This window comes from Mycobacterium sp. 236(2023) (assembly GCF_029623955.1).
Lineage (GTDB): Bacteria > Actinomycetota > Actinomycetes > Mycobacteriales > Mycobacteriaceae > Mycobacterium.
Map to the genome: position 1 here is coordinate 381,003 of NZ_JARSBP010000004.1, position 20,679 is coordinate 401,681.

The window sequence follows — 20,679 nt, forward strand, 5'->3', positions numbered from 1 at the left end:
CTCAGCGTCGCCAGAAGTCGAAGCGGTCGCGGCCGGGTCGGAATCCGGCCGCTTCGACGATGTCGACCGCCAGCTCGAACTGGTCGCCCAGGCGTTCGGGCACGTGAGCGTCGCTGCCGTAGGACACGGCGTCGCCGCCTTCCTCCCACCACCACCGGATCAGTTCCACCGACGCCAGGGGCGAACGGGTGTTGATCTCGAGTGCGCGTCCGGACGGTGCAAGGCCGCGGAAGACCGTGCGGTAATGCTCCTCGAAATCTGCCTCCCGGTACGGGCCTGCGCGGTCGGCGGGCCAGTACCGGCGTGGGTAGTCGCAGTGTGCGAGCACCGTGAAGACGTCGCAGTCTTCGACGAGTGTGACCATGTCGGTGAAGTAGCGATCCATCAGATCATGGGCGTCGATCCGGGCGAACAGCGCCGCATCGACCCATTCGAGCCTGCCGTGCAAAGGAATTGCGTGCAGGCTGCCGAGCACCCTGTCAAAGTTGCCCGCGCCGAGGACATTTGCGACACTCGCCGCGAAGTAGTGCGGCTCTCCGGCCTCGATGCCTGACAGGATCCGCAGCTCCGGGAACATGTCGCGGCAGCGCGCGATCTCGGCGGTGTAGCCCGCGATGTCGAGCGGGAGAACACCCGGCCGGTCGCCGACCTCAAGCGACGCTGTTCTGTCTCCTCCGGACCAAGCCGTGAAATCCACATGCTCGGTGAATGCGACCGCCGGCACCCCTCGTTCGATCGCGGCGCGGCATTGGCGTTCGGTCGTCGACGCTTCGGCGGTGTCCCATGACCACCGCGTATGGACGTGATTGTCTGAAGGCAGCATCGCCATAGATCGTCGCACGCGGTCTGTGCGGTCAGGAGCTGAGTTCAATCGCCTCTTGCTGGATGCGGGGGAATTGCGCGGCCATCGCATCGGACAGTGCGGTGGCTGCCGACAGCGGTCGCACCATCACGACGAAGTCGTTGATCAGACCGTCGTCGTCGATGTGCAGGAAGTCGCATCCGGTGATCTTCTTGCCGTCCACGGTGGCTTCGAACACCAGCGCATGGTCGCGCCCGTTGCTGTCGGCGATCTCGCGCACGTAGCGGAAGTCTTCGAACACCCGCATGACGCCGCGGAGGATGGCTGCGGTGATCGGCTTGCCTGGGTACGGCTTGAAGGCGACCGGGCTCGTGAAGACCACGTCGTCTGCCAGTAGCGCTTCGATTGCGGCCTCGTCGCGTGCTTCGACGGCTTGCCGGAATGGATGCATCGCTGACCTCGTCTCTGCTGTCGGGCAGACGTCGGTGCCTGCTCGATATGACGACGGTATAGCTTCGTACCACGGGGTGGACAGTCGGTCCCGCAGCCTTCCGCGGTGATGGAGGTGACCGATCACGTCGATCATGCGGAAATGCCCTGCGGTGTATGTCAATACAGTGACTCGGCCCGAGGGTTTAGTCCTCGCGGCGGGCGGCTATGGCTGTCTCCGTGAGTACCGACGGAAAGACAGTCAACGACCTGGGTGGCGGCGACGACGTCGCGGATCCGCGGGCTGACCGATGACGGGCTCGCCGGACTTGCCGATTCCCGACTTCGATCAGGTCGCAATCGGCGATCTCCTTCACCGGGTCCGCGCGCTGAACGAGGACGAGCTGAACACCATCCTCACCCACGAGGCGGGCCACGCCGCCCGCGTGCCTGTTCTCGAAATCCTCGAAGCGAGGTTGCGGGAACTTCAGGCGGGAGCGCAGCCGTCGCCTGGGGATCCGCGACGCGCGCCAGGGATCGAGCCGCCCTAATTGTCGTCCGCATCGTCGTCGGTCCGTCTTTCGGCGATGGCTGCCAGGCGCCATGTGGTCTCGCGATTGCGCGGAAAGACCCCTGCCAGTGCGACGGAGTCCGGCAACCACTTCAGCGGCGCAGTCACCGGCACCTCAGCCATCTCGATACGACAACCCCCCTCGGGCATGTCGTGCAGGCGCAGCGTGATGCGCGCCTTGCCCAACGGCCTCGTGTTGGCGATGAGGATGAGTTCATGCTCGGGAGTGCAGGATTCGACGACGGTGGTGTCGTTGATGACGGCCGGCCACACACCGATCGAGTGGTGGATGACGCTGCCTGGCTGCGGCCAGTCCGGGTCGACAGCGCGCATCCTGCTGTTCCCGACGACCCATTGCGAATAGGTCCACCCGTCGGCCAACACGTCCCATACCCGCTGCCGCGACGCTGTCGTTTCGCGCTGCACGATCGGGGAGCCGGACATCTCATGAGGTTCTTCCGCCACCTGACGCGGCTACCCGGCCCGGGTCGAGACAAACGCCCGATTTCCACGCGCGCCGCAAATTATTCGTGACACCGCGTTGCGGATCTGCCATGGTGTCGTCGCCATGTCCGACGAACTGTCCACGCTGCTCGCCCAGCTCATACCGCTGGCGGTGATGGTCGCCTGGTCACCGGTCAGGATCCTGCCGCCGCTTGCGCTCGCCTTCGGTGCAGCGAGGCCGCGTGCCACCAGCCTGGCCTACCTGGTCGGCTCGGTCGGGTCGTTGGTGGCCGCAACCGCGGTGTTCATCGGAACCCCGCACCTGCTCGGCGACTTCGAATGGTCCACCGGCAGTGCGGGTGCGTGGTTTCGCATCGGGCTCGGCGTCCTGCTGATCGTGCTGGCCGGATACGTATGGACAAAGCGTGGGCGCACCAGGAGATCGGTCGCGTGGTTGTCCGGGCTGACGCGGATCACTCCGACAGTCGCAGCGGCCTTGGCGGTCTCGCTGACAATCCTCAACCCGAAGGTGATGGTCGCGACGGCGGCGGCCGGGCTCGTCATCGGCACGGCGGCACTCGGGTCCGCAGGCACGGCGGCCGCGGTCGGCGGCTATACAGCCCTGGCCGGATCGACGGTGATCGTCCCTGTGGTGGGTTTCATGATCGCCGCCGAACGCGCCGACGCCGTCATGACTGCCGTGCGCCTGAAGGCCGTGCGGCACCAGACCGCGATTGCGGCGGCCGTGCTCGCGGCTCTCGGTGTAGCCATCGTGACCACGGGTCTCATCGTCGTGTTTCCATAGGGGCATGCCACAGCCCAGCGGCTGGCGCGGCGACCCCGTCTGGTTGGCCGATGTGTTGCGCGCCGAAGGCCTCGACGTCGTCGAATTCCCGGGCTGGCGGCAACGCGGCCATGGTGAGTTCAAGGACATCCGCGGTGTCATGGTTCATCACACCGGTTCGAATCTGGCGTCCGCCGAGTCGATCGCCCACGGCCGTCCCGATCTCGCGGGTCCGCTGTCCCAGCTGCACATCGCCCGCAACGGCACCGTGACCGTGGTGGCGGCCGGAGTGGCATGGCACGCCGGTGTCGGTATGTATCCGTGGCTGCCCGCGAACATGGGCAATTGGCACACGATCGGCATCGAGTGCGCCAACTCCGGGACGAACCCGACCGCGCCGCACCGCAGGAACTGGCCCGACGCACAGTACTTCGCGATGGTCGACAGTTGCGCCGCCATCAATCGCCGGCTCGGGCAACCCGCTTCGCGCACCATCGGGCACAAAGAGTATGCCGGTCGCGCACAAGGCAAATGGGATCCAGGGGCGATCGACATGGACGAGCTGCGCGGCGACATCGCGGCGCGGATCGGCACCGTCGGGCCAGGGCCGACGCCGCGACCTCCGGTTCCGGTGGGCGAGTACACCGATGTTCTGCTGTACCGGGGAGTTCGCGGCCCGCAGGTGACCGAACTGCAGCGCCGACTCAAGTACGCCTACGCCGCGTATGCCGGAAACCTCGAGATCGACGGCATCTTCGGGCCCGACACGGAGGCGGCTGTGCGGGAATTCCAGCGCCGGACACCGGGATTGAAGGTCGACGGCATCGTCGGTCCCGCCACGGCCGCGGCCCTGCGGCTGATCATCTGACGGCGGTCACCTCGACGGGGATGCCGTTGAGCGCACCGTTCCCCGACGGCTCGTCGAGGAAGTCCGGCGGAGACAGGATGTTGGTGTTGACGCCGGGGGATCCGTTCGCGATGCCCAGGCGGGTGCCCGGTTGGCCGTGACCCCACCCGTGTGGCATGGACACGACACCGCGTTTGATGGCGTCGGTGACTTCGACGGGCACCTCGATGCATCCGCCTGTCGAGCGGACCGCCACCAGATCTCCGCTCGCAAGCCCCCTGTGGTCGGCGTCGTCGCGGTGCATGAGCAGTGTGCAGCGGTCCCGCCCCTTCATCAGGGGACCGACGTTGTGCAGCCAGGAGTTGTTGGAGCGCAGATGCCTTCGGCTCACCAGCACCAGATCGTCGGGTTTGCGGGTGAGTCTGCCCGCCAGCCGTGGCAGGTCGTCGAGCAGGTACTGCGGCGCCAGCCGGATCTTGCCGTCGGACGTGCCGAGGACTTCGGGGACCCGCGGCACCATCTGCCCGTAGTTGATCCCGTTCGGCGTCGCCTTGAGCTTGTCCAGGGTCAACCCGTCGGGGTTCTCCCCATAGCGGTCGCCAAACGGGCCGCTGCGAAGCGTCAAGTCCAGCGTGCGTTCGGGACCGCCGTGCTCGTAGTGAGAGCGGATCTCGGCGCCGTCAAGGCCCTGCGTGAAGCACATGTAGTCGAAGAAGCCGTCGTCGATGGCGGCGACGTCGACGTCTTCGGCCGGTGTACCCGTGCACAATCCCGTCAGCCTGATCAGGATCTCCCACTCGTCGGGCGCATCCGGGTCGGGTTTGTCGAACACCGGCGGCGAGTAGTTGGCGATGCTGTTGATGGCGAAGTTGAGAATCAGGTCGTCGTGATGCGGCTGCTCCAGCGGTGAGCACCCGGGCAGGATGACGTCGGCGTGCCGCGTTGTCTCGTTGAGCCACAGGTCAATCGAGATCATCGCATCCAGACCGGGCAGCACCTCGTCGAGCTTGTGCCCGGCCGGTGTCGACAGCACGGGATTGCCTGCGACGGTGATCAAAGCCTTGATCTGGCCTTCGCCCGGCGTCGCGATCTCCTCGGCCATGCAGGAGACAGGGACCTGGCCCAGCACCTCCTTGGCGCCGCGGACGCGGGTGCGGTAGCGGCCGAATTCGGGCAGCCCGTCTTCGAGTCCGGGGATTGGTTGCAGCGTGATGGTCCAAGCTGTCGGGGTCGGGAACATCGACCCGCCGGCGACGTCGAAGTGGCCGGTGAGGATGTTGACGACGTCGACGAGCCAGCTCGCGAGGCTCCCGAATTCCTGGTTGCAGGTGCCGATCCGTCCGTACACGACCGCTCGCGGTGTACCGGCGAGCTCGCGTGCGAGGCTGCGGATTCGGTCGGCGCCGATGCCCGTGGTGTCTGCTACGCGTTCGGGGGACCAGTCGGCCACGACGTCGCGCAACACGTCGAGGCCGTCGAGATGCGGCTCGACCGTGCCGAGGCTCACCAGGCCCTCATCGAACAGGGTGTGCGAGATCGCCAGCAGCAGAGCGGCATCGGTACCCGGCGTGATCGGCAGCCATTCGTCGGCGCGATCCGCCGTGGCGGTCTTCACCGGGTCGATGACAATGACCTTGCCTCGCTTGCGGATTGCACCGATCAGTCCCATCACGTCGGGCGCCGCCAGCAGCGAACCCTGCGAAGCCGCCGGGTTGGCGCCCATCACGACCAGCAGATCGGTGCGTTCGATGTCAGGGACGGGGAAGCTCCACCAGCCGCCGTACATAAGGTGGGAAGACAGGTTTTTCGGCCACTGGTCGACGGTGCCGGGGGAGTACGTCACCGGCATTCCGGACAGGCCGAGCAGGATGCCGGCGTAGCGGGCCAGCGAGAACGAATGGGCGAGTGGATTTCCGGTGTACGCCGTGACCGCGCCGATGCCGTACTTCTCGATGACCGGGGCGAGCAGTTCGGTGCAGCGACGGAACGCGGTGTCCCAGTCGACTTCCTGCCACTGCCCGTCGATCTTGATCATCGGCCGACGGATGCGGTCGGGGTCCTCGTGCAGTTCGCCGAGCGATGCGCCCTTCGGGCAGATGTGCCCCCGACTCCACGTGTCGTCTTTGTTGGGGCGGATGCCGGCGACGTGGCCGTCCTCGACGCGGATTTCCAGGCCGCACATCGCCTCGCACAGCGGACACGTGTAGAGGTGCAGGCCGTCCTCGCCGGTCGCCGCCAACTGCATGGTGTTTTCCGGCATGAGACCGCCTTTGCAGTGACTGACTGTATCGACAACTCGCTATGCCACACTGTAACGACGGAAAGGGCGGAAGGGGACGTATCGGTGAACAAACCGACGGCTGCCGTTCCCCGCCGGCACCACGGATCGCGACGCGACCCGGCCATCAACGACGCCGTACTCGAAGCGACCCGCAAGCTGCTCGTCACGCGCGGATATTCGGCCACCTCCATCGACCTGATCGCCGCCACCGCGAAGGTGAGCCGCCCCGCCATCTACCGCCGCTGGCGGTCGAAGGCGCACCTGATCCACGAAGCCGCATTCCCTGACCTGGGACCTGCTCCGTGTGAGGACGACATCGTCGCCGAGATCACCCGGCTGTGCCGCGGCGCGCTGGCCATGTATGCCGATCCCGTTGTGCGCGAGGCAGTTCCGGGGTTGCTCCACGATCTCCGGCTCGAGCCGGCGATGCGCAAGCTGATCAACGACAGGCTGGAGGCGGCGGCCAGGCGTCAGCTGGCCGACCAACTCGCCGACGGTGTAGTGGATGGGAAGGTCCGTGCGACGGTGGACGCCGACACCGTCATGGACGTCATGGCCGGCGCGGCCTGGTACGCCGTCGTGGTCCGCAAGGTGACCGACATCGACGCCGCTGCCGAGCAGCTGGCCGACCTGGTGCTGCGGGGCGTGCTCGCCTAGAGCCGACCGACGTCGCGGAGACCGTTGAGGGTGTCGGCGATCGTCACGGCGGGATCGCGTTGGGTGAGTCCGAAGTCGCGCTGGCTGGGGCCGTCGTCAGAGGTGGGCATCTGCGTGTAGTACTGCATGGCAGCCGAATTGATGGGCGTCTCGAACGGCATGTACGGTCCGACGACGTCGAGCAGCCTTCCCGCACTGCGTAACGCGATGTCGGGCACCGGGTAGACGGCCAGTGACTGGCCGGCTGCGTCGCCGATCATCGTCGCCAGATCAGAGACCGGAACACGTCGTCCGCCGGCCATGTAGCGGCGCGGCCCCCGGCCGGATTCGAGCAGCGCCACGTGCAGGTCCGCGAGGTCGCGCACGTCGATGACGATCCATGCGGCGCTTCGCCCCGGCACCCCGCGCATCTTCACCGACGCCTCCACCCCTTCGGCGGCTTCGCCGAATTGGTCACCGGCGGGCGGGCCGAGGACCATGCCCGGATAGGTGATGTTGACCGGGGCGCCGCCGTCCTGCAGACCTCGCGCGTACGCCTCCACCGCGGCCTTGGACCTGCCGTAACCGTCACTGCCGCCGACAACCGGCAGATCGGCATGCAGCACGTCGAGGTCGGGCCGGAACAGCGCGGTGAAGCTCGAGACATGCACGATCGGATCGATGCCGGCCCGTGCGGCACCGCCCAGAATGTGGCGGGCACCTTCGAGGTTGGTGTGGAGCATCTCGTCGGCACGATTGGGATCGGTGGAAACCATTGCGGCACTGTGGATGACAGCGTCACAGCCGTCGAGAGCGGCGCCGGTCGTGTCACCGTCGGCGATGTCGCCCACCACGTAATCGCTGATGTCCACGCCGATCTTGGCGGCGCTGGTCGTCAGCCGATCCGGGTTACGAACCAGGAAACGCACCTGATGGCCGGCGTCCTGGGCCGCTTTGGCCGTCCACGCGCCGACGAACCCCGTACCTCCGGTGATCAGTACCTTCATGTGCCCCTCCATCGACGACGCGACGGACGCTACCCGCAGTCGCCGTGGGGTGCATCGCCCACCCCGCAGCCGCAGTTGACGGCCGTCAAGTAATTCCGTCGATGTGACCGTAGGGGGAGGATTGCTGCTATACGTTGGCCGGGTGTGCCCCTCGACGCGTCCGCAGTTGATCGAACGTCCGACCGATCTGACCGCCGAATGGCTGACATCGGCGATCGGCGAGGGGACCGTCACCGCGTTCACGGTCGACCGCATCGGCACGGGACAGATGAGCGAGTGCTACCGCGTGGCGCTGACCTACGCCGACCGTGACCAGGGGCCGGAGTCCGTGGTTCTCAAGGTCGCCGCGGCCGACCCGAACAGCAGGCAAACGGGCTTGGCGATGGGGCTCTACGAACGCGAGGTGTGCTTCTACACCGACATCGCCCCGGGGCTCGGCGGTCCCGTCTCTCCGTGCCACCACGCCGCCTACGACCCGGCGACCGGCATCTTCGATCTGTTGCTCGCCGACGCCGCGCCGGCCACCGTCGGTGACGAAATACGCGGCGCCACAGTCGAACAGGCGATGCTCGCAATGACGCAGCTCGGCCTCGTGCACGGGCCGCTGCTGGGCGATCAGGCGCCGGACGGGGCGGATTCACTGAACCGGGAGTCCCCGGTGAACCAGGGGCTGGTCGCCGCACTCTATGCGGGATACATCGAGCGGTACCGCGACCAGATCTCCGACGACCACCGACATGTGTGCGAACGCCTGGTCGAGTCGTTCGACGCCTACATGGCCGCCGAGAACGAGAGCGGAGCGCCTCGTGGCATGATCCACGGCGATTTCCGGCTCGACAACATGCTGTTCGGGCTCGAGGGGGCGCAACGGCCCCTCACCGTCGTCGACTGGCAGACCGTCACGTGGGGGCCGGCCTTCACCGACGTCGCCTACTTCATCGGCGGGTCGCTGCCGATCGACGTGCGCCGCGACCATTACGACGCGTTGCTCGCCGCCTATCACGAAGCCCTCGGCCCGTCATCGGATGTCAGCGTCGACGATGTTCGGGAAGGCGTGCGGCATCAGAGCTTCTTCGGCGTGCTCATGGCGATCGTGTCGCCGATGCTCGTGGAACGCACCGAACGAGGCGACGAGATGTTCATGACGATGATCTCCCGACACTGCCAGCACGTCCTCGACACCGGCGCGTTGGATGTACTGCCCGTCCCGTCACCACCGGAACCGTTGCAGCCCAACGCGGATGACGAAGGACGACATGAGGCCACCGACGAACCGCTGTGGAGCGAGAGCTGGTACTTCGACTTTGTCGACCCGGCTCAGGAGGTCGGAGGCTGGATCCGCCTCGGCCTGATTCCCAACCAGGGACACGCGTGGATCAACGGCCTGCTGTGCGGCCCGGGAATGCCGACCATCGCGGCCCTCGATTTCGAAGCCCCGCTGCCCGCCGACCACACCCGGGTCAGCGGCGACGGCCTCGAGCTCGACCATGTCGTCACGGAGGCGTTGCAGACGTTCGCGGTGTCGTTGCGGGGCAGCGGGCAGGCCTACGACGACCCCGCGGGGTTGCTCAGGGGCGAGGCCGGCGGCCGTCCCGTCGACATCACCATGGAGCTGACGTGGACCAGCGTCGGCCAGCCCTATCAGTACCGGGTCTCGCCGCGGTATGAGATTCCGTGCACGGTGACGGGCACCGTGACCGCCGACGGTCGCAGCTACCGGTTCAGCAGTGTGGCCGGGCAGCGCGACCACTCGTGGGCGTCACGCGACTGGTGGAGCATGGACTGGGTCTGGAGCGCATTCCATCTCGATGACGGCACCCACATCCACGGTGTCGAGATACTGATCCCCGGCATGTCTCCGCTGTCCGCCGGCTATATCCAGCGGGCCGGTGAACCGCTGATCGAACTGGCCACGGTGTCTGCACGGACCACCTTCGGCCGCGACGAGTTGCCGGTGACCGCCGAACTCCATTACGCGCCAGGCGATATCACCGCCACCATCGACATCCGAGGCCACGCGCCGGTCCTGTTGACCGCCGCCGACGGCCGGTTGAGCCGCTTCCCGAGAGCCTGGGGGACCGTGCGGACCGCCGACGGACGTACCGGGGTCGGCTGGATCGAATGGAATCGCAGCCAGTCCCAGACAAGCTAGCGGCCAGGAACGCCACAGCTAACCCACAGTGCTTTGGGCGGGCAACCTCGCGACGGTCATGGTTACTGTTGACGCACTGTCGGCTTGGCGAAAGGGATCGACATGGCGCGCACCCGACGAATGATGACCGCGTTCTTCATTGCGGCGGGCGCCGCGGTCATGGCGTTGGCGCCGTCGGCGCAGGCCGCGCCTCCCGAGGGGTTGGCCGGCACGCCTGTCGGCGAGGTCTACACGCTCGCCGAACAGGGCTATGACGTCCAGATCAACTGGGACGAAGGAAAACCCGCGAACGTGCCGTTGGCGTTGTGCACCGTGACGGGCGTGAACACGTCGGCGAAGCCGGTCGCATCAGTGTCGGTGAGCTGCCCGCCGAGCGTGCCTTAAGTCGACTCAAGGTTCGTCGAGTCGGGTGACCACGCCGCGGTCGCCGTCCACCCGTACGCGGTCCCCGGTCCTGAGTACCTGCGTGGCGATCAGAGTGTTGACGACGCAGGGCAGACCGTATTCGCGAGCCACGACGGCGCCGTGCGACACCGAGCTGCCGATATCGGTCACCAGTGCGCCGATCACGGTGAAGTACGGCGTCCACCCGACGTCGGTGACGGGCGCCACCAGGATCTCGCCGCGTCGCACGTCTCGCGCGTCCTGGATCGACTTCGCCACGCGTACAACGCCTTCCACGGTTCCTCGGCTCGCCGGCCGGCCGACGATCTGGTCGTCGGCGAACACTGCAGGCGGGGAAGCGACGAGCGGAGCGGGGCGACCGACGGAGACGTCCTCGAACTCCAGCGAATCCTGATACGGCAGTGCATCGCGACGTGCCTGCGCGCGCTGCACCAGTTCGGCGATGTCGTCGTCACCGACCACACGGGGCAGCTCGGCGCGGTCGAAGAAGAAGACCAGATCGGCGTCGGGAAGTCGGCCGCAGCGGGCCAGCACGTCGCCCAGATGACGGTAGCCGCGCTTGAGTCTGTGCGCCATCAGCGCCATCTTGGACTTGGTCTCCTCGCGTCCACGGGCTCCACCTTGCGCCAGGCGGGCGAGGAATCGGATGGCCGCCGAGGCGGGTTCGCCCGGCCGGCGGTGAACAGGGCCGCGGTTCCCTGACTCCAGCGCCGACCGCACCATGACCTGCATCATCGAACCGAGTCCACTCGGGTCGTCGGCCCAGGACGGATCCCGCATGCACAGTTCACGGTAGCCGCGGTGACCGTGCTGGATCAGGAACTGCCGCAATGCGATACCGCTTGCGTGTGTTGCATCCCGCAACTCGGCGACCGCATCTGCCGGTGCGGCGGACAGGAACCTCTGGGCGGCCGCCGCATCGGCCGCCAGGACCCGTACGACCGCGTTGAGCTGGTCGACCATCTCGGCGCTTTCGACGTTCGACGCCCCGGCCATGAGGCGCATCGCCTCGGCCTGGCCATCCTCCTCGCTGCGGCCGCTCTTGACCGCCTGTTTGACCAGCGTGCTTTCCAGGATGTTGGCGGCCACGGCAGCCCGGGACGAGGACCGGACATGGGTCAGCGTGACTTCGCGATACAGGTCGACGCCGGACTCCAATTGCCGCAGCACAATTCGGGGGTCGTCACTGGTCGGGACCGGCGACGAGGCGATCTGGTCGCCGAGCCGGCGAATCGCCGGGCCCGCGGACAGTGCATGTGTGGTGAGTCGGATCGTGTTGACGAGTCTGCGGGTGAAAGGTTGTGGCGGCCTGGCTTCCAGTTCGTCCACGACGCGGCCACAGATGGACATGGAGAACTGCTCCTGCGAGTTGCCGAGGATGCCGGAACTCAGCGCCGTGCCCTCGGTAAGATTCAGGAACATGTGGCCGTAGAAGTAACCAACTTGGAGCCACGGCATCGCATAGCTCGGTTGAGCCCGAGCCACCACCTGCGTCATCTGCATGGCGTAGTCGATGGCGAATCCCGACACCGATGCGGTGAGCGGACAGAAAGCTCCCGGCATCATCTCGCCGATGTTGCAGCGGGTGTAGACGTCGGCGGTGCCGGTCACCGGCGAGTCCATCTCGTTGAGATCGCCGGGCAGCGTGGTGATCGGCCGTGCCTGCAGCCACCACAGGGTGCCGTCAGCATCGATTGCCCATTCGAGATCCATTGGCCTGTCCCAATGGTGGGCCGCGCGCAGAGCTCCGGATCGGATGGCCTCGATGTCATCTGACGAAAGAACCGGGGCGATGCCGATGTCGTGGACGGCGACGCTGCCGTCGGCGTTGAGAACGACATGGTCGGGGGAGGCCGAACCGTCCACAAGAGCTTCGCCGAGGCCGGCGACCGCATCGATGATCATGAGGTCGCGCCGGCCCGTCGCCGGGTCCGCGGTGAACACCACACCTGCGGCGCGGGCATCGACCATCTGCTGGACGACCACGTGCATCGTCGCTGTGGACTGACCGCTGTAGGACGTCGCCCGTTGGGATTTCACGGACTCGGCGCACCGGAGGACAGCGGCGGTGAATTCGTCCGCGGAGGCGACGCCCAGGGTGGTGTCGTACTGACCGGCGAAGGATTGGTCGGCGCCGTCCTCGCCGACGGCGGAGGAGCGCACGGCGACGGGTGCGCCGATGTGGCTGAACCGGTCCGTCGCTGCATCCAGCGGGCCCTGTGCGGACGCGTCGGCGATGACGAAGCCCGCGGGCACGGCGAGTCCCAGGCGGCGCAACTCGGCGAGCCCGGCGGCCTTGCCGCCGAAACGGTCATCGGTGACGTCGTCGAATTCGATTGTCGTCGGTGCCATGTCGTCAGCTCAGCGCGTCGACGATCTCGGCCATCGCGGTGACCTCGATAGGCCCCGGCTGGTACAGGCAGATCCGGTCGGACACGCCGGCCACCCTGTCGCGGATATGGTCGGCGATCTCGGCCGGCGACCCGCACGCGGCGATCGTGTGCAGCACCTCGTCGTCGATCAGCGTCGCCATCTCCTGCCAGCGCCCCTGTTTGGACATCGCGTTCAATTCCGGTTGAAGATCGCCCCAGCCATGCGCATCGAGCACGGGCTTGTACGCGGGTGTGGAACCGTAGAACGCCAACAACATTCGCGTCGACGTGTGGTCTTCACCCACGGACACGATGATCTCGGGCACCACCGCGAAGTCTTCTTCTCGGCGTCCGGCGCCGGCGAGACCGTCGCGCACGTTCGGCATGGTGACCTCGTGCAGGAAGCGCTTCGATCCGAACGGCATGACCAGCAAGCCGTCGGCCAATTCGGCGGTGGCCCGGGTCAGACGCGGACCGAGTGCGCCGAGGTAGATCGGGGGCGGACCGTAGGGGTTCGGTCCGGGAACGAACGTCGGCGTCATCAGGGTGTGGCGGTAGTACTCGCCGCGGAAGTCGAGTCGTTCACCGTGATTCCACGAGGCGAAGATCGCGCGCAGCGCGCCCACCATCTCCTTCATCCGCTCGACCGGACGATCGAACGCGACGCCGTACCGCTTCTCGATCTGTGCGCGCACCTGCGTGCCCAACCCGAGGATGAAGCGGCCCTCGGTGAGCAGCTGCAGATCGTTGGCCTGGTGAGCGAGCTGAATCGGGTTGCGGGGAAACGCAATCGCGACATTCGACATCACGTCGAGCCCCTTGACCGACGACGCCAACACCAGCGGGGTGAACACGTCGAAGGGCCCCTCGAACGTGAAGACGCCAGAGGCGCCGGCTTCGCGCAGCAGCGCAGCCCGTTCGACCGCGTCGGTCGGCCCGTACAGGGCTGTCATGACCTTCATGCCGTCGCCTCCGAGACGTCGGTCCAGTCGGAGAACCCCGACGGATGGTGCGGACCGATGACGCCATGCTCGAACAGGCCGGCGCCTTCCCGGGTGCTGCCGTCGGCTTCGGTGCAGATCGCTCGGCCGACGTGATCGATCAGGCTGAACGGTGCCCCCGCCATCACGGCGGGGTCGGTGAGGTCGAAGCTGACGCGTTCGGTGAACGGCCCGCCCTTCCAGGTGCCGTGCGCCCACGTCGAGTCGCCGCCATAGCCGGAGCCGAACGCGATGGGTGCGAACAACTTCGACTCGACATCGAGTTGGATTCGGTCGCCGGCCCGGTTCATGAATTCGACGTGGGCGCCGTGGGGGATACGCGTGCCCGGGGTGTAGTGGATCGTGGCGCGCACCCCGTCGAGTTGTTCGACTCTGCCGTCGCGCCACCGCCGCGTGCAGTCGTACAGACTTCGGTGGCCGTCCGGATCCTCCTGCAGGATCAGGAACAGCTGGTAGTCGTCGAATGCCAGCGGCAGGTAGAGCCACCACATGCCCTGAAAGGCCGTGTCAGGTCGGGCGGCGGGCTCCGGTTCGCCGACGGGCCGGATGCCCCAGGATCGATCGCGGCTCCCGACGCTGGACGTCTGGTCGACCGTCAGCCGGTCACCGTCGACATCGATCCAGCCCTCCCAGGTGCCGACCTGGGCAAAACGGCACGCCTGCAACGTCACTCGACGTTCTGTCAGCATCTCGTGGTTACGTTCCAGGGCCGCGGGGAACAGGCCGCGCCAGGTCAGGTCTGCCGAGATCCCTTCCGTCGCAGCCACCGTCAGGTGTAGCTCCTGGAGCGGCTCGACAACATCGAGTCGGTAGCCGTTGACGTTCTGGTTGAGACGGTCGTCGTCGATCGCGTCGCTGAAATGTACTGCGGTCTGGGTGTCACCACGCCGGACCAGGAAGTAGGCGTCCTTGACGCCGAGACGCGGGTAGTAACCGATGCCGGTCAGTGCCATGAAACGACCGTCGCGGTCGAGCACGTTGAAATACGAACGGTCGTAGAAGTTGCGATCCGACGTGTCCGGCGAGGCTATCGGTGCCGGGGTCTGGTGGATCGGGTACTCGTCGAGCGGGCTGAGGCTCACAGAATCTCCATTAAATACGATACGCATTGCATCGGAATTAGACTAGCAACATGACAGCAGATGATCGCGGCGATGGCAAGGAACCCGCTCGGGCCGCGCCCGGGCGGCCGCGTGACGGCAAGATCGACGCCGCGATCATCGCCGCGACGCGGGAGCTGATCGTCGAGACGGGCTATTCGGCGCTGTCGCTGTCCGCGATCGCCGCGCGGGCGGGGACCACGACGGCCGCCATCTACCGCCGGTGGTCGGGCAAGGTCCACCTCGTGCACGAAGCGGTGCTGTCAGAGGGGGGCGATTCCCCGCCGGGCGGTTCCGGGGACGTCCGCCGGGACGTCCGTGCGATGGTCGAGACCATTCGCGTGATGTTCGACAGACCCGAAGTGCGCGTAGCACTACCGGGTTTGATCGCCGACACGGTCGCCGACGAAGACCTGCACAACGAGATGATCGCCCGGCTCACCGGCAACTTGACTGCATTCGAATCACGGTTCGGTCAGGAGCGTCGGGGTGGTGACCACCTGCCGCTGCTCGCCGAGGTCGTGGCAGGTACGGCGATCTTCCGCATCCTGGTGCGCCGCGACGCCGCGCTCGACGAGGTGTGGGTGGAGTCCATGACCGCCATGATCGTCGAGCAGTGGCGGGCGTGATTCGGCGTTGTACGCGATGAATAGGTCGTACTCTCACGAGAGATCGAGGTTCAGCTCTTCCTGGGGAGGGGAGCGGGCGACAGTCGTACCGCGGACGGGGACAATGACCGCACCACGAGCGAACGGAACTGAGCCGTGCGCAATCTGATCGCGGCGGTGAACGCGTCGATCGACAAAGGCGCACTGATGCGCAGGATCGCCGAGCAGATGTGCCTGTTCACGCCGAAGGCCGATGGCGCGGCAGTCAGCATCCTCACGCCCAACGATGAATTCGTGGTGGTTTCCGCCTACGGGCTGGTGGAATCGGTGCTCGGCCTGACACTCCCCGTCGAGGACACGTTCCAGGGAAGGGCGGTGAGAACCGGACGCCCGCAGGTCAGTGCCGATGCGCCTTCGGATAAGACGCTAAGGGACGACGTGCGTGCCATCGGTTCTCGGTTGGGGATCCGCACGCTGGTGGTGATTCCATTGCTGCACCGCGATACCGCCATCGGAGCGTTGTCGATCTCGGCCACAACGCCGAACAAATTCGACGAACGCGACATCGCCGCGATGACAGAAACCAGCAAGTTCATTTCGGGCCTCATCAGTGCACATACCGAGCTCTCGTCATCGCTCGACAATTTCCTAGACAACCCGTACGCGGCCGATGACGACTCAACCGCACAGTTCTTGGCCTCGCTGTTGCTTCCTGATGTCGCACAGCATGATCAGCTGCACAAACGCATGGATGCTCTTCTGAAAAACGAGGCCAACCTCGACATCGTCTTTCAGCCGATCGTCGATCTGCGGTCGGGAGAATCGGTGGGCTTCGAAGGCCTGAGCCGATTTCCCGCTGGCGCCAACCTCAGTCCGCTGCAATGGTTCGACACGGCACGCCGCCTCGGACGCAGCCTCTCGCTGGAGCTTGCCGCATTGCGACGGTTGATTGACGGCATCGATGACCTTCCGCCTTGCGCGTTCGTGGCCGTCAACTTGAGTCCGTTGACGGCGATGGAACCGTCGGTACAAGAGCTTCTGCTCTCCGTAGACCCGCCGCTCGTCGTCGAGATCACCGAACACGAGCCGTTCCCCGACGACTTACCCGAAGCGCTGGCGCCCTTGCGGGCCGCCGGCATCCGGCTCGCGATCGACGACGCCGGAGCAGGATTCGCCAGCTTCAATCAACTTCTTCGTTTGCGTCCCGACATCATCAAGATCGACGGGGATCTGACGTACGGCATCGAATCAGACCCGGTAAGGCGCGCACTTGCCTCGTCGATCGTGCGCCTCGGCGGTGAGCTCGGCGCCGTCACGGTGTCAGAGTCGGTGGAGGACCCACAACAAGTCGAGGCTCTCCGGGATCTCGGAGTCGACCTAGGGCAGGGGTATCTGTTCGGGAGGCCGTCCACCTATCGGCGCGGAGTGGCTGTCCGCTGATTACTTGGGAGGCATCCGGATTCCGCCGTCGACGCGCACGACTTCGGCGTTCATGTACGAGTTGGTGATCAGTTCGACGACCATCGACGCCAGCTCTTCGGGCTTACCGAGGCGCCGCGGATACAGCACGGACTCACCGAGTTTCGCCTTGAAGGCCTCCGAATCGGGCCCCTCGCCGTAGATCGGGGTGTCGATCAAACCGGGGGCCACAGTGTTCACGCGGATCCCCGACGCGGACAGGTCGCGCGCCACCGGCAGAGTCATCCCTACGACGCCGCCCTTCGACGACGAGTAAGCAGCCTGACCGATCTGGCCGTCGAACGCCGCCACGCTGGTCATGTTCACGATCGCCCCACGCTCGCCGGAATCGGTGAGGTCGAGACGGCTCATCGCCGTTGCCGCCAGCCGGATGCAGTCGAACGTCCCGACGAGGTTGATCGCGAGCACCTTCTTGTACGCGTCCAGGTTGTGGGCCGAGGCGAACTCGCCGTCCTTGCCGATAGTCCGCTGCGCCCAACCGATTCCGGCGGAGTTGACGAGAGCCCGCAGCGGCCCGAGATCGACGGCAGTGTTGACGGCGTCCTCGATTTGGGCAGTGTCGGTGACGTCGACACTGACGAATGCACCGCCGATCTCGTGTGCCAAGGCTTCACCGCGCTCGGCCTGCAGGTCGGCGATGACGACGCGGGCACCTTTGGATGCCAGCAGCCGGGAGGTCGCGGCACCGATGCCCGATGCGCCGCCAGTGACAATTGCGCTTGTTCCGTTGACGTCCACGGCGTGAGTCTAGATCAGCTGTTCTGGCGCTCGACGACGGTTGCGCTGTCTTCGTCAGCGATCGCGTACGGCGTGGATGCCGGCGCGGGTGACCCGGACGGCGGGATGACGTTTGGCCGAAGCCTTGGCGAATCGGAAGGCGATCCAGGCGACTCCGAGGGCCACGGCAGCGGCTGCCGCGGCGACCAACCGGCCCTTGCCGACGACGGCGTGGTTGGTGACCGGTGGTTCGGCGGCAGCTGGGGTCGCCTCGTCGTCGTGTCTCGGCGTGTTCTGCGCCGCGTTCGAAATGTCGCTCACTGGGTACCTCCTTGGGCGAGCCTACGAAAGGGGCACGTACCCCGTTCTGCGGAGAGTTCAACCGTCCGGTATGGCGTCACCGAAACCGCGCCGCGCCAACCGATCGGACCGATACCGACATCTCACACGCGCACCTCATCGAGAATGGGTTTCAGGCGTGCCGGGGTGAGGGCAGCAGAGGGGAGGCTCGTGCGCCGTGCGGGTGTGTTCGATGCCATGGCGGGGTGGTGGCGCGCGCCGGGTCGCTACGACTGGGTCGTCGCGCTGGTGGAGACAAACGGTTATGGCCTCCTGACCCGGCTGGGCATTGCCCTGGGGTCGCTGGCGATCGGTATGTGGCCGATCCTGATGGCGTTGAGCCCACACAGGGCGTCGGGCTTCGGCGGACTTGTGTCCGTCGGCTGCGGGGTGCTGGCGCTGCTGCTGGGATGTTGGTGGCTTGTCGGCTGGCCGACGCACCAACAGTCGAAGGTCATCGTGGTCGTCCTCAACAGCAGCATCGCGATCAGTTGCGTGCCTTACCTGATCCAAGGCAAGCCGACCATCGGTACTTTGGCTTTCGCGCTTTCGGCGAGCTACGTGGCATGCGTCCACACCCTCCCTCAGCTGGTGGCGATCTTGACTCTGGCGTCTTCTGTGATCGTCGCCGGCATTGTGAGCGCGGGAATGACAGGCGATGTGGCAGGGGGCCTCGCCGACGGTCTGCTTCGGTTGTCATTGGTCACGGTGGTGCCGATGACTGTTCGAACCCTCGTCGATCTGCTTGCCGAAACGGCTGTCGTCTCGGACATCGACCCGCTGACAGGGCTTGCCAACAGACGAGGTCTGATCCGGGCGGTCCGTCAACTAGTCAGCTCGACGCCCGACGAGGGGCCGCTGGGTGTGTGCGTGACCATGATCGACATCGACAATTTCAAAGACATCAACGACACCCACGGCCATGCCGCCGGCGATGAGGTCCTCGTAGCCCTTGCGGCGATGCTGCGTGCGAAGAGTCCCGACGGATCCGTGATCGCGCGGATCGGCGGTGAGGAGTTCGCGATCGTCGCGCTGTGCGAGACAGCCGGCGCGGTGCGCGTTGCCGAGAACGTCCGCAACGCGATCAAGGCAGCGCACACAGAGTTCACCGCGAGCTTCGGAGTCGCATCGATCACCGTGCCACCCGGCGTCGTGGTCGACACGATCGGACTCACCGAACGGCTTCTCGCCAGCTCGGACCAGGCGATGTACCTTGCGAAGCGCGCCGGTGGAGACCGCGTCAAAGTTGGGTAGTGAACTCGAAGGTTCTCAAAGTTGCTGCCAAGCAAGAGAATTCGTCACTGTGACGAATCGGGTGGCTTGAAGCCGGGTGGGGGCGACCTTGATCGCCGACGCACCGAGAGGGTTTCGCGGTGGGCAGTCGCGTGTCGGCAAGACTGCCGGAGCCTGGTTGGCGCCGGAAAGCTCTGCTGTGCAGGATGTTTCGACGTCCAGCCCGGCAGCTCCAATTTGTCACAGTGACGTAATCCTGGCCGGCCAGTCGGGGTGGGCAGTGGTCGGGCGGGGTTCGCGCGACTCCATGCGGGTTGCAGCCTCGGCGCGATCCTTGGATTCCTGGAGTCCGCGTCACTCGCGACGCGGTGAGCAATACCGGCGCGCTGCGGGCGAGGTTGTCCGCCGATGGCGGGCCGTAGGACGGCGGCGCGCGAGGAGGGTCGGCGGACGGTCTGGTCGATGGTCGCTCAGTCGGTCGGCCGGCGGTTCGTCGAGCTCAACGTTTTACCGATAAGCCACATTATGTCAAGTAATGCACGCTGGGTATTGCGCTGCCTCCCAACGCTTTTGAGCGCTACCCCTACTGGTGGTGCGGGTGTGTGACTGATCGCAGCTCCAGTCGCGGGATTCCTGTGAAGTCGTCGGGGTTACACGTGTACAGCGGCACTCCATCTGCGATTGCACTGGCCGCGATGAGTGCGTCGTAGGCGCGCGCGGCCGGCTTGCGGCCTGACGCGCGTAGCGCCGCCGCTACGGCTCCAAACGCCCGGGCGCAATCGCCGTCGAACGGTAGGACGTCGAAGTCCGCCTCGGCCTGCTGTAGGTGCTGCTGCCGTGCACTGCGTTCTGCATCGTCGTTGGCGATGTGTGGACCTACGGACAGCTCGGCCAGCGTGATCGCGCTGATCACCGATTCGTCCGGAAGCTCGGCTGGATCAGATAGCTGACCCAAGAGGATGACCGTGGAGGTATCAAACATTCCCCGGTTCTGGGTTTGCGTCACAGCGACGGGTCGATGAGATTGTCGATGTCGCGTCGGAGGGCATCCGGGTTCACCGGCGGAAGATTCTTTCGGCGACGAATCAGTTCCGCAGGTCCTGCACTCGAACGAGGCAGCGGCCGTAGCTCAGCAACAGGTGTTCCGTCCCGAGTAATGACGATGCGTTCGCCATGCTCGACACGGCGCAGGACGTCGCCTCCGCTGTTGCGCAGTTCGCGCACCGTGACTGCATCCACATTCGGAGTGTATCACCGGTGAGACGTTAAGGTAACGTACCTAATTAGAGTGCGCCGTTTCACACGCGAGAAGACGAAATGATGCCTATCCGGCTTGCCGGACCACCACTCCTCCCCGTCGTTTTCGGCAACGTTGCAATAGCTTTCCGCCCACGCGATAGCCTCTGCCCCGAACATGTTCGAGTCTGCCTTTGTCGGCTTCCTGGCCCGGAAGGTCGCTGCGCGCCCAGAGT

Annotated in this window: 21 protein-coding genes; 9 read left to right on the plus strand and 12 right to left on the minus strand. The window is 66.0% G+C overall.

The window, feature by feature from the left end; translation table 11 throughout:
• Position 1: 1 nt before the first annotated feature.
• Positions 2 to 823: a PHP domain-containing protein gene (locus P9A17_RS18780; protein WP_278040207.1), complete on the minus strand. Its 822-nt coding sequence runs from the start codon at positions 821 to 823 to the stop codon at positions 2 to 4.
• 31 nt (positions 824 to 854) lie between these two features.
• Complete coding sequence (locus tag P9A17_RS18785; protein ID WP_278040584.1) at positions 855 to 1,253, minus strand: nuclear transport factor 2 family protein; 399 nt, start codon at positions 1,251 to 1,253, stop codon at positions 855 to 857.
• A 289-nt stretch (positions 1,254 to 1,542) separates the two neighbouring features.
• Here P9A17_RS18785 and P9A17_RS18790 point away from each other — a divergent pair, with 289 nt between their 5' ends.
• Positions 1,543 to 1,782: a hypothetical protein gene (locus P9A17_RS18790; protein ID WP_278040208.1), complete on the plus strand. Its 240-nt coding sequence runs from the start codon at positions 1,543 to 1,545 to the stop codon at positions 1,780 to 1,782.
• On the opposite strand, the gene P9A17_RS18795 is transcribed toward P9A17_RS18790, so the two are convergent.
• Positions 1,779 to 2,246, minus strand: a complete 468-nt coding sequence (locus P9A17_RS18795) for an SRPBCC family protein (RefSeq protein WP_278040209.1) — start codon at positions 2,244 to 2,246, stop codon at positions 1,779 to 1,781. The genes P9A17_RS18790 and P9A17_RS18795 overlap by 4 nt on opposite strands.
• Before the next feature lie 124 nt (positions 2,247 to 2,370).
• Here P9A17_RS18795 and P9A17_RS18800 point away from each other — a divergent pair, with 124 nt between their 5' ends.
• Both P9A17_RS18800 and P9A17_RS18805 read left to right on the plus strand, forming a co-directional pair.
• Positions 2,371 to 3,051 carry a GAP family protein gene (locus P9A17_RS18800; RefSeq protein ID WP_278040210.1) on the plus strand — a complete coding sequence of 227 codons (681 nt, stop codon included), beginning with the start codon at positions 2,371 to 2,373 and terminating at the stop codon, positions 3,049 to 3,051.
• 4 nt (positions 3,052 to 3,055) lie between these two features.
• On the plus strand, positions 3,056 to 3,898 hold the full coding sequence (locus tag P9A17_RS18805) for a peptidoglycan-binding domain-containing protein (protein ID WP_278040211.1): 843 nt from the start codon (positions 3,056 to 3,058) through the stop codon (positions 3,896 to 3,898).
• Here P9A17_RS18805 and P9A17_RS18810 read toward each other — a convergent pair.
• Positions 3,891 to 6,137, minus strand: a complete 2,247-nt coding sequence (locus tag P9A17_RS18810; RefSeq protein ID WP_278040212.1) for a molybdopterin-dependent oxidoreductase — start codon at positions 6,135 to 6,137, stop codon at positions 3,891 to 3,893. The genes P9A17_RS18805 and P9A17_RS18810 overlap by 8 nt on opposite strands.
• Before the next feature lie 84 nt (positions 6,138 to 6,221).
• On the opposite strand from P9A17_RS18810, the gene P9A17_RS18815 reads away from it, so the two are divergent.
• Positions 6,222 to 6,815, plus strand: a complete 594-nt coding sequence (locus tag P9A17_RS18815) for a TetR/AcrR family transcriptional regulator (protein WP_278040213.1) — start codon at positions 6,222 to 6,224, stop codon at positions 6,813 to 6,815.
• Here P9A17_RS18815 and P9A17_RS18820 read toward each other — a convergent pair.
• Positions 6,812 to 7,801: an NAD-dependent epimerase/dehydratase family protein gene (locus P9A17_RS18820; RefSeq protein ID WP_278040214.1), complete on the minus strand. Its 990-nt coding sequence runs from the start codon at positions 7,799 to 7,801 to the stop codon at positions 6,812 to 6,814. The genes P9A17_RS18815 and P9A17_RS18820 overlap by 4 nt on opposite strands.
• 142 nt (positions 7,802 to 7,943) lie before the next feature.
• On the opposite strand from P9A17_RS18820, the gene P9A17_RS18825 reads away from it, so the two are divergent.
• Together P9A17_RS18825 and P9A17_RS18830 are read left to right on the plus strand one after the other, a co-directional pair.
• A complete protein-coding gene (locus tag P9A17_RS18825; RefSeq protein ID WP_278040215.1) occupies positions 7,944 to 9,953 on the plus strand; it encodes a phosphotransferase in 2,010 nt (669 codons plus the stop codon).
• A gap of 102 nt (positions 9,954 to 10,055) precedes the next feature.
• Complete coding sequence (locus tag P9A17_RS18830) at positions 10,056 to 10,337, plus strand: hypothetical protein (RefSeq protein WP_278040216.1); 282 nt, start codon at positions 10,056 to 10,058, stop codon at positions 10,335 to 10,337.
• 6 nt (positions 10,338 to 10,343) lie between these two features.
• Here the strand turns inward: P9A17_RS18830 and P9A17_RS18835 are convergent, their stop codons facing one another.
• The 3 genes from P9A17_RS18835 to P9A17_RS18845 are packed head-to-tail and all read right to left on the minus strand — an operon-like array spanning position 10,344 to position 14,813.
• Positions 10,344 to 12,710, minus strand: a complete 2,367-nt coding sequence (locus P9A17_RS18835) for a PEP/pyruvate-binding domain-containing protein (protein WP_278040217.1) — start codon at positions 12,708 to 12,710, stop codon at positions 10,344 to 10,346.
• A gap of 4 nt (positions 12,711 to 12,714) precedes the next feature.
• Positions 12,715 to 13,692, minus strand: a complete 978-nt coding sequence (locus P9A17_RS18840; protein ID WP_278040218.1) for a TIGR03617 family F420-dependent LLM class oxidoreductase — start codon at positions 13,690 to 13,692, stop codon at positions 12,715 to 12,717.
• A complete protein-coding gene (locus P9A17_RS18845) occupies positions 13,689 to 14,813 on the minus strand; it encodes a hypothetical protein (protein WP_278040219.1) in 1,125 nt (374 codons plus the stop codon). Before P9A17_RS18845 ends, P9A17_RS18840 begins: the two co-directional genes overlap by 4 nt.
• Before the next feature lie 50 nt (positions 14,814 to 14,863).
• Here P9A17_RS18845 and P9A17_RS18850 point away from each other — a divergent pair, with 50 nt between their 5' ends.
• Positions 14,864 to 15,460 (plus strand): TetR family transcriptional regulator, encoded by a 597-nt coding sequence (locus P9A17_RS18850; RefSeq protein WP_278040220.1) that lies wholly within the window; start codon positions 14,864 to 14,866, stop codon positions 15,458 to 15,460.
• Positions 15,461 to 15,595: 135 nt separating this feature from the next.
• Complete coding sequence (locus tag P9A17_RS18855) at positions 15,596 to 16,879, plus strand: EAL domain-containing protein (RefSeq protein WP_278040221.1); 1,284 nt, start codon at positions 15,596 to 15,598, stop codon at positions 16,877 to 16,879.
• Here the strand turns inward: P9A17_RS18855 and P9A17_RS18860 are convergent, their stop codons facing one another.
• Together P9A17_RS18860 and P9A17_RS18865 are read right to left on the minus strand one after the other, a co-directional pair.
• A complete protein-coding gene (locus P9A17_RS18860; protein ID WP_278040222.1) occupies positions 16,880 to 17,656 on the minus strand; it encodes an SDR family NAD(P)-dependent oxidoreductase in 777 nt (258 codons plus the stop codon). It lies immediately after the preceding gene.
• A 54-nt stretch (positions 17,657 to 17,710) separates the two neighbouring features.
• Complete coding sequence (locus P9A17_RS18865) at positions 17,711 to 17,956, minus strand: hypothetical protein (RefSeq protein ID WP_278040223.1); 246 nt, start codon at positions 17,954 to 17,956, stop codon at positions 17,711 to 17,713.
• A 189-nt stretch (positions 17,957 to 18,145) separates the two neighbouring features.
• On the opposite strand from P9A17_RS18865, the gene P9A17_RS18870 reads away from it, so the two are divergent.
• Positions 18,146 to 19,228 carry a GGDEF domain-containing protein gene (locus P9A17_RS18870; protein WP_278040224.1) on the plus strand — a complete coding sequence of 361 codons (1,083 nt, stop codon included), beginning with the start codon at positions 18,146 to 18,148 and terminating at the stop codon, positions 19,226 to 19,228.
• A gap of 562 nt (positions 19,229 to 19,790) precedes the next feature.
• Here P9A17_RS18870 and P9A17_RS18875 read toward each other — a convergent pair.
• Positions 19,791 to 20,189, minus strand: coding sequence for a type II toxin-antitoxin system VapC family toxin (locus P9A17_RS18875; protein ID WP_278040225.1), 399 nt, complete (start codon positions 20,187 to 20,189; stop codon positions 19,791 to 19,793).
• Positions 20,190 to 20,209: 20 nt separating this feature from the next.
• Positions 20,210 to 20,446, minus strand: a complete 237-nt coding sequence (locus P9A17_RS18880) for a type II toxin-antitoxin system prevent-host-death family antitoxin (protein ID WP_278040226.1) — start codon at positions 20,444 to 20,446, stop codon at positions 20,210 to 20,212.
• Positions 20,447 to 20,679: the final 233 nt, after the last annotated feature.

Coding starts and splice junctions, on each gene's coding strand:
- P9A17_RS18830 (WP_278040216.1), top strand. CDS start 10,056: ATGGCGCGCACCCGACGAATGATGACCGCGTTCTTCATTGCGGCGGGC.
- P9A17_RS18780 (WP_278040207.1), bottom strand. CDS start 823: ATGCTGCCTTCAGACAATCACGTCCATACGCGGTGGTCATGGGACACC.
- P9A17_RS18875 (WP_278040225.1), bottom strand. CDS start 20,189: ATGTTTGATACCTCCACGGTCATCCTCTTGGGTCAGCTATCTGATCCA.
- P9A17_RS18800 (WP_278040210.1), top strand. CDS start 2,371: ATGTCCGACGAACTGTCCACGCTGCTCGCCCAGCTCATACCGCTGGCG.
- P9A17_RS18835 (WP_278040217.1), bottom strand. CDS start 12,710: ATGGCACCGACGACAATCGAATTCGACGACGTCACCGATGACCGTTTC.
- P9A17_RS18790 (WP_278040208.1), top strand. CDS start 1,543: ATGACGGGCTCGCCGGACTTGCCGATTCCCGACTTCGATCAGGTCGCA.
- P9A17_RS18805 (WP_278040211.1), top strand. CDS start 3,056: ATGCCACAGCCCAGCGGCTGGCGCGGCGACCCCGTCTGGTTGGCCGAT.
- P9A17_RS18795 (WP_278040209.1), bottom strand. CDS start 2,246: ATGTCCGGCTCCCCGATCGTGCAGCGCGAAACGACAGCGTCGCGGCAG.
- P9A17_RS18820 (WP_278040214.1), bottom strand. CDS start 7,801: ATGAAGGTACTGATCACCGGAGGTACGGGGTTCGTCGGCGCGTGGACG.
- P9A17_RS18785 (WP_278040584.1), bottom strand. CDS start 1,253: ATGCATCCATTCCGGCAAGCCGTCGAAGCACGCGACGAGGCCGCAATC.
- P9A17_RS18850 (WP_278040220.1), top strand. CDS start 14,864: ATGACAGCAGATGATCGCGGCGATGGCAAGGAACCCGCTCGGGCCGCG.
- P9A17_RS18840 (WP_278040218.1), bottom strand. CDS start 13,692: ATGAAGGTCATGACAGCCCTGTACGGGCCGACCGACGCGGTCGAACGG.
- P9A17_RS18810 (WP_278040212.1), bottom strand. CDS start 6,137: ATGCCGGAAAACACCATGCAGTTGGCGGCGACCGGCGAGGACGGCCTG.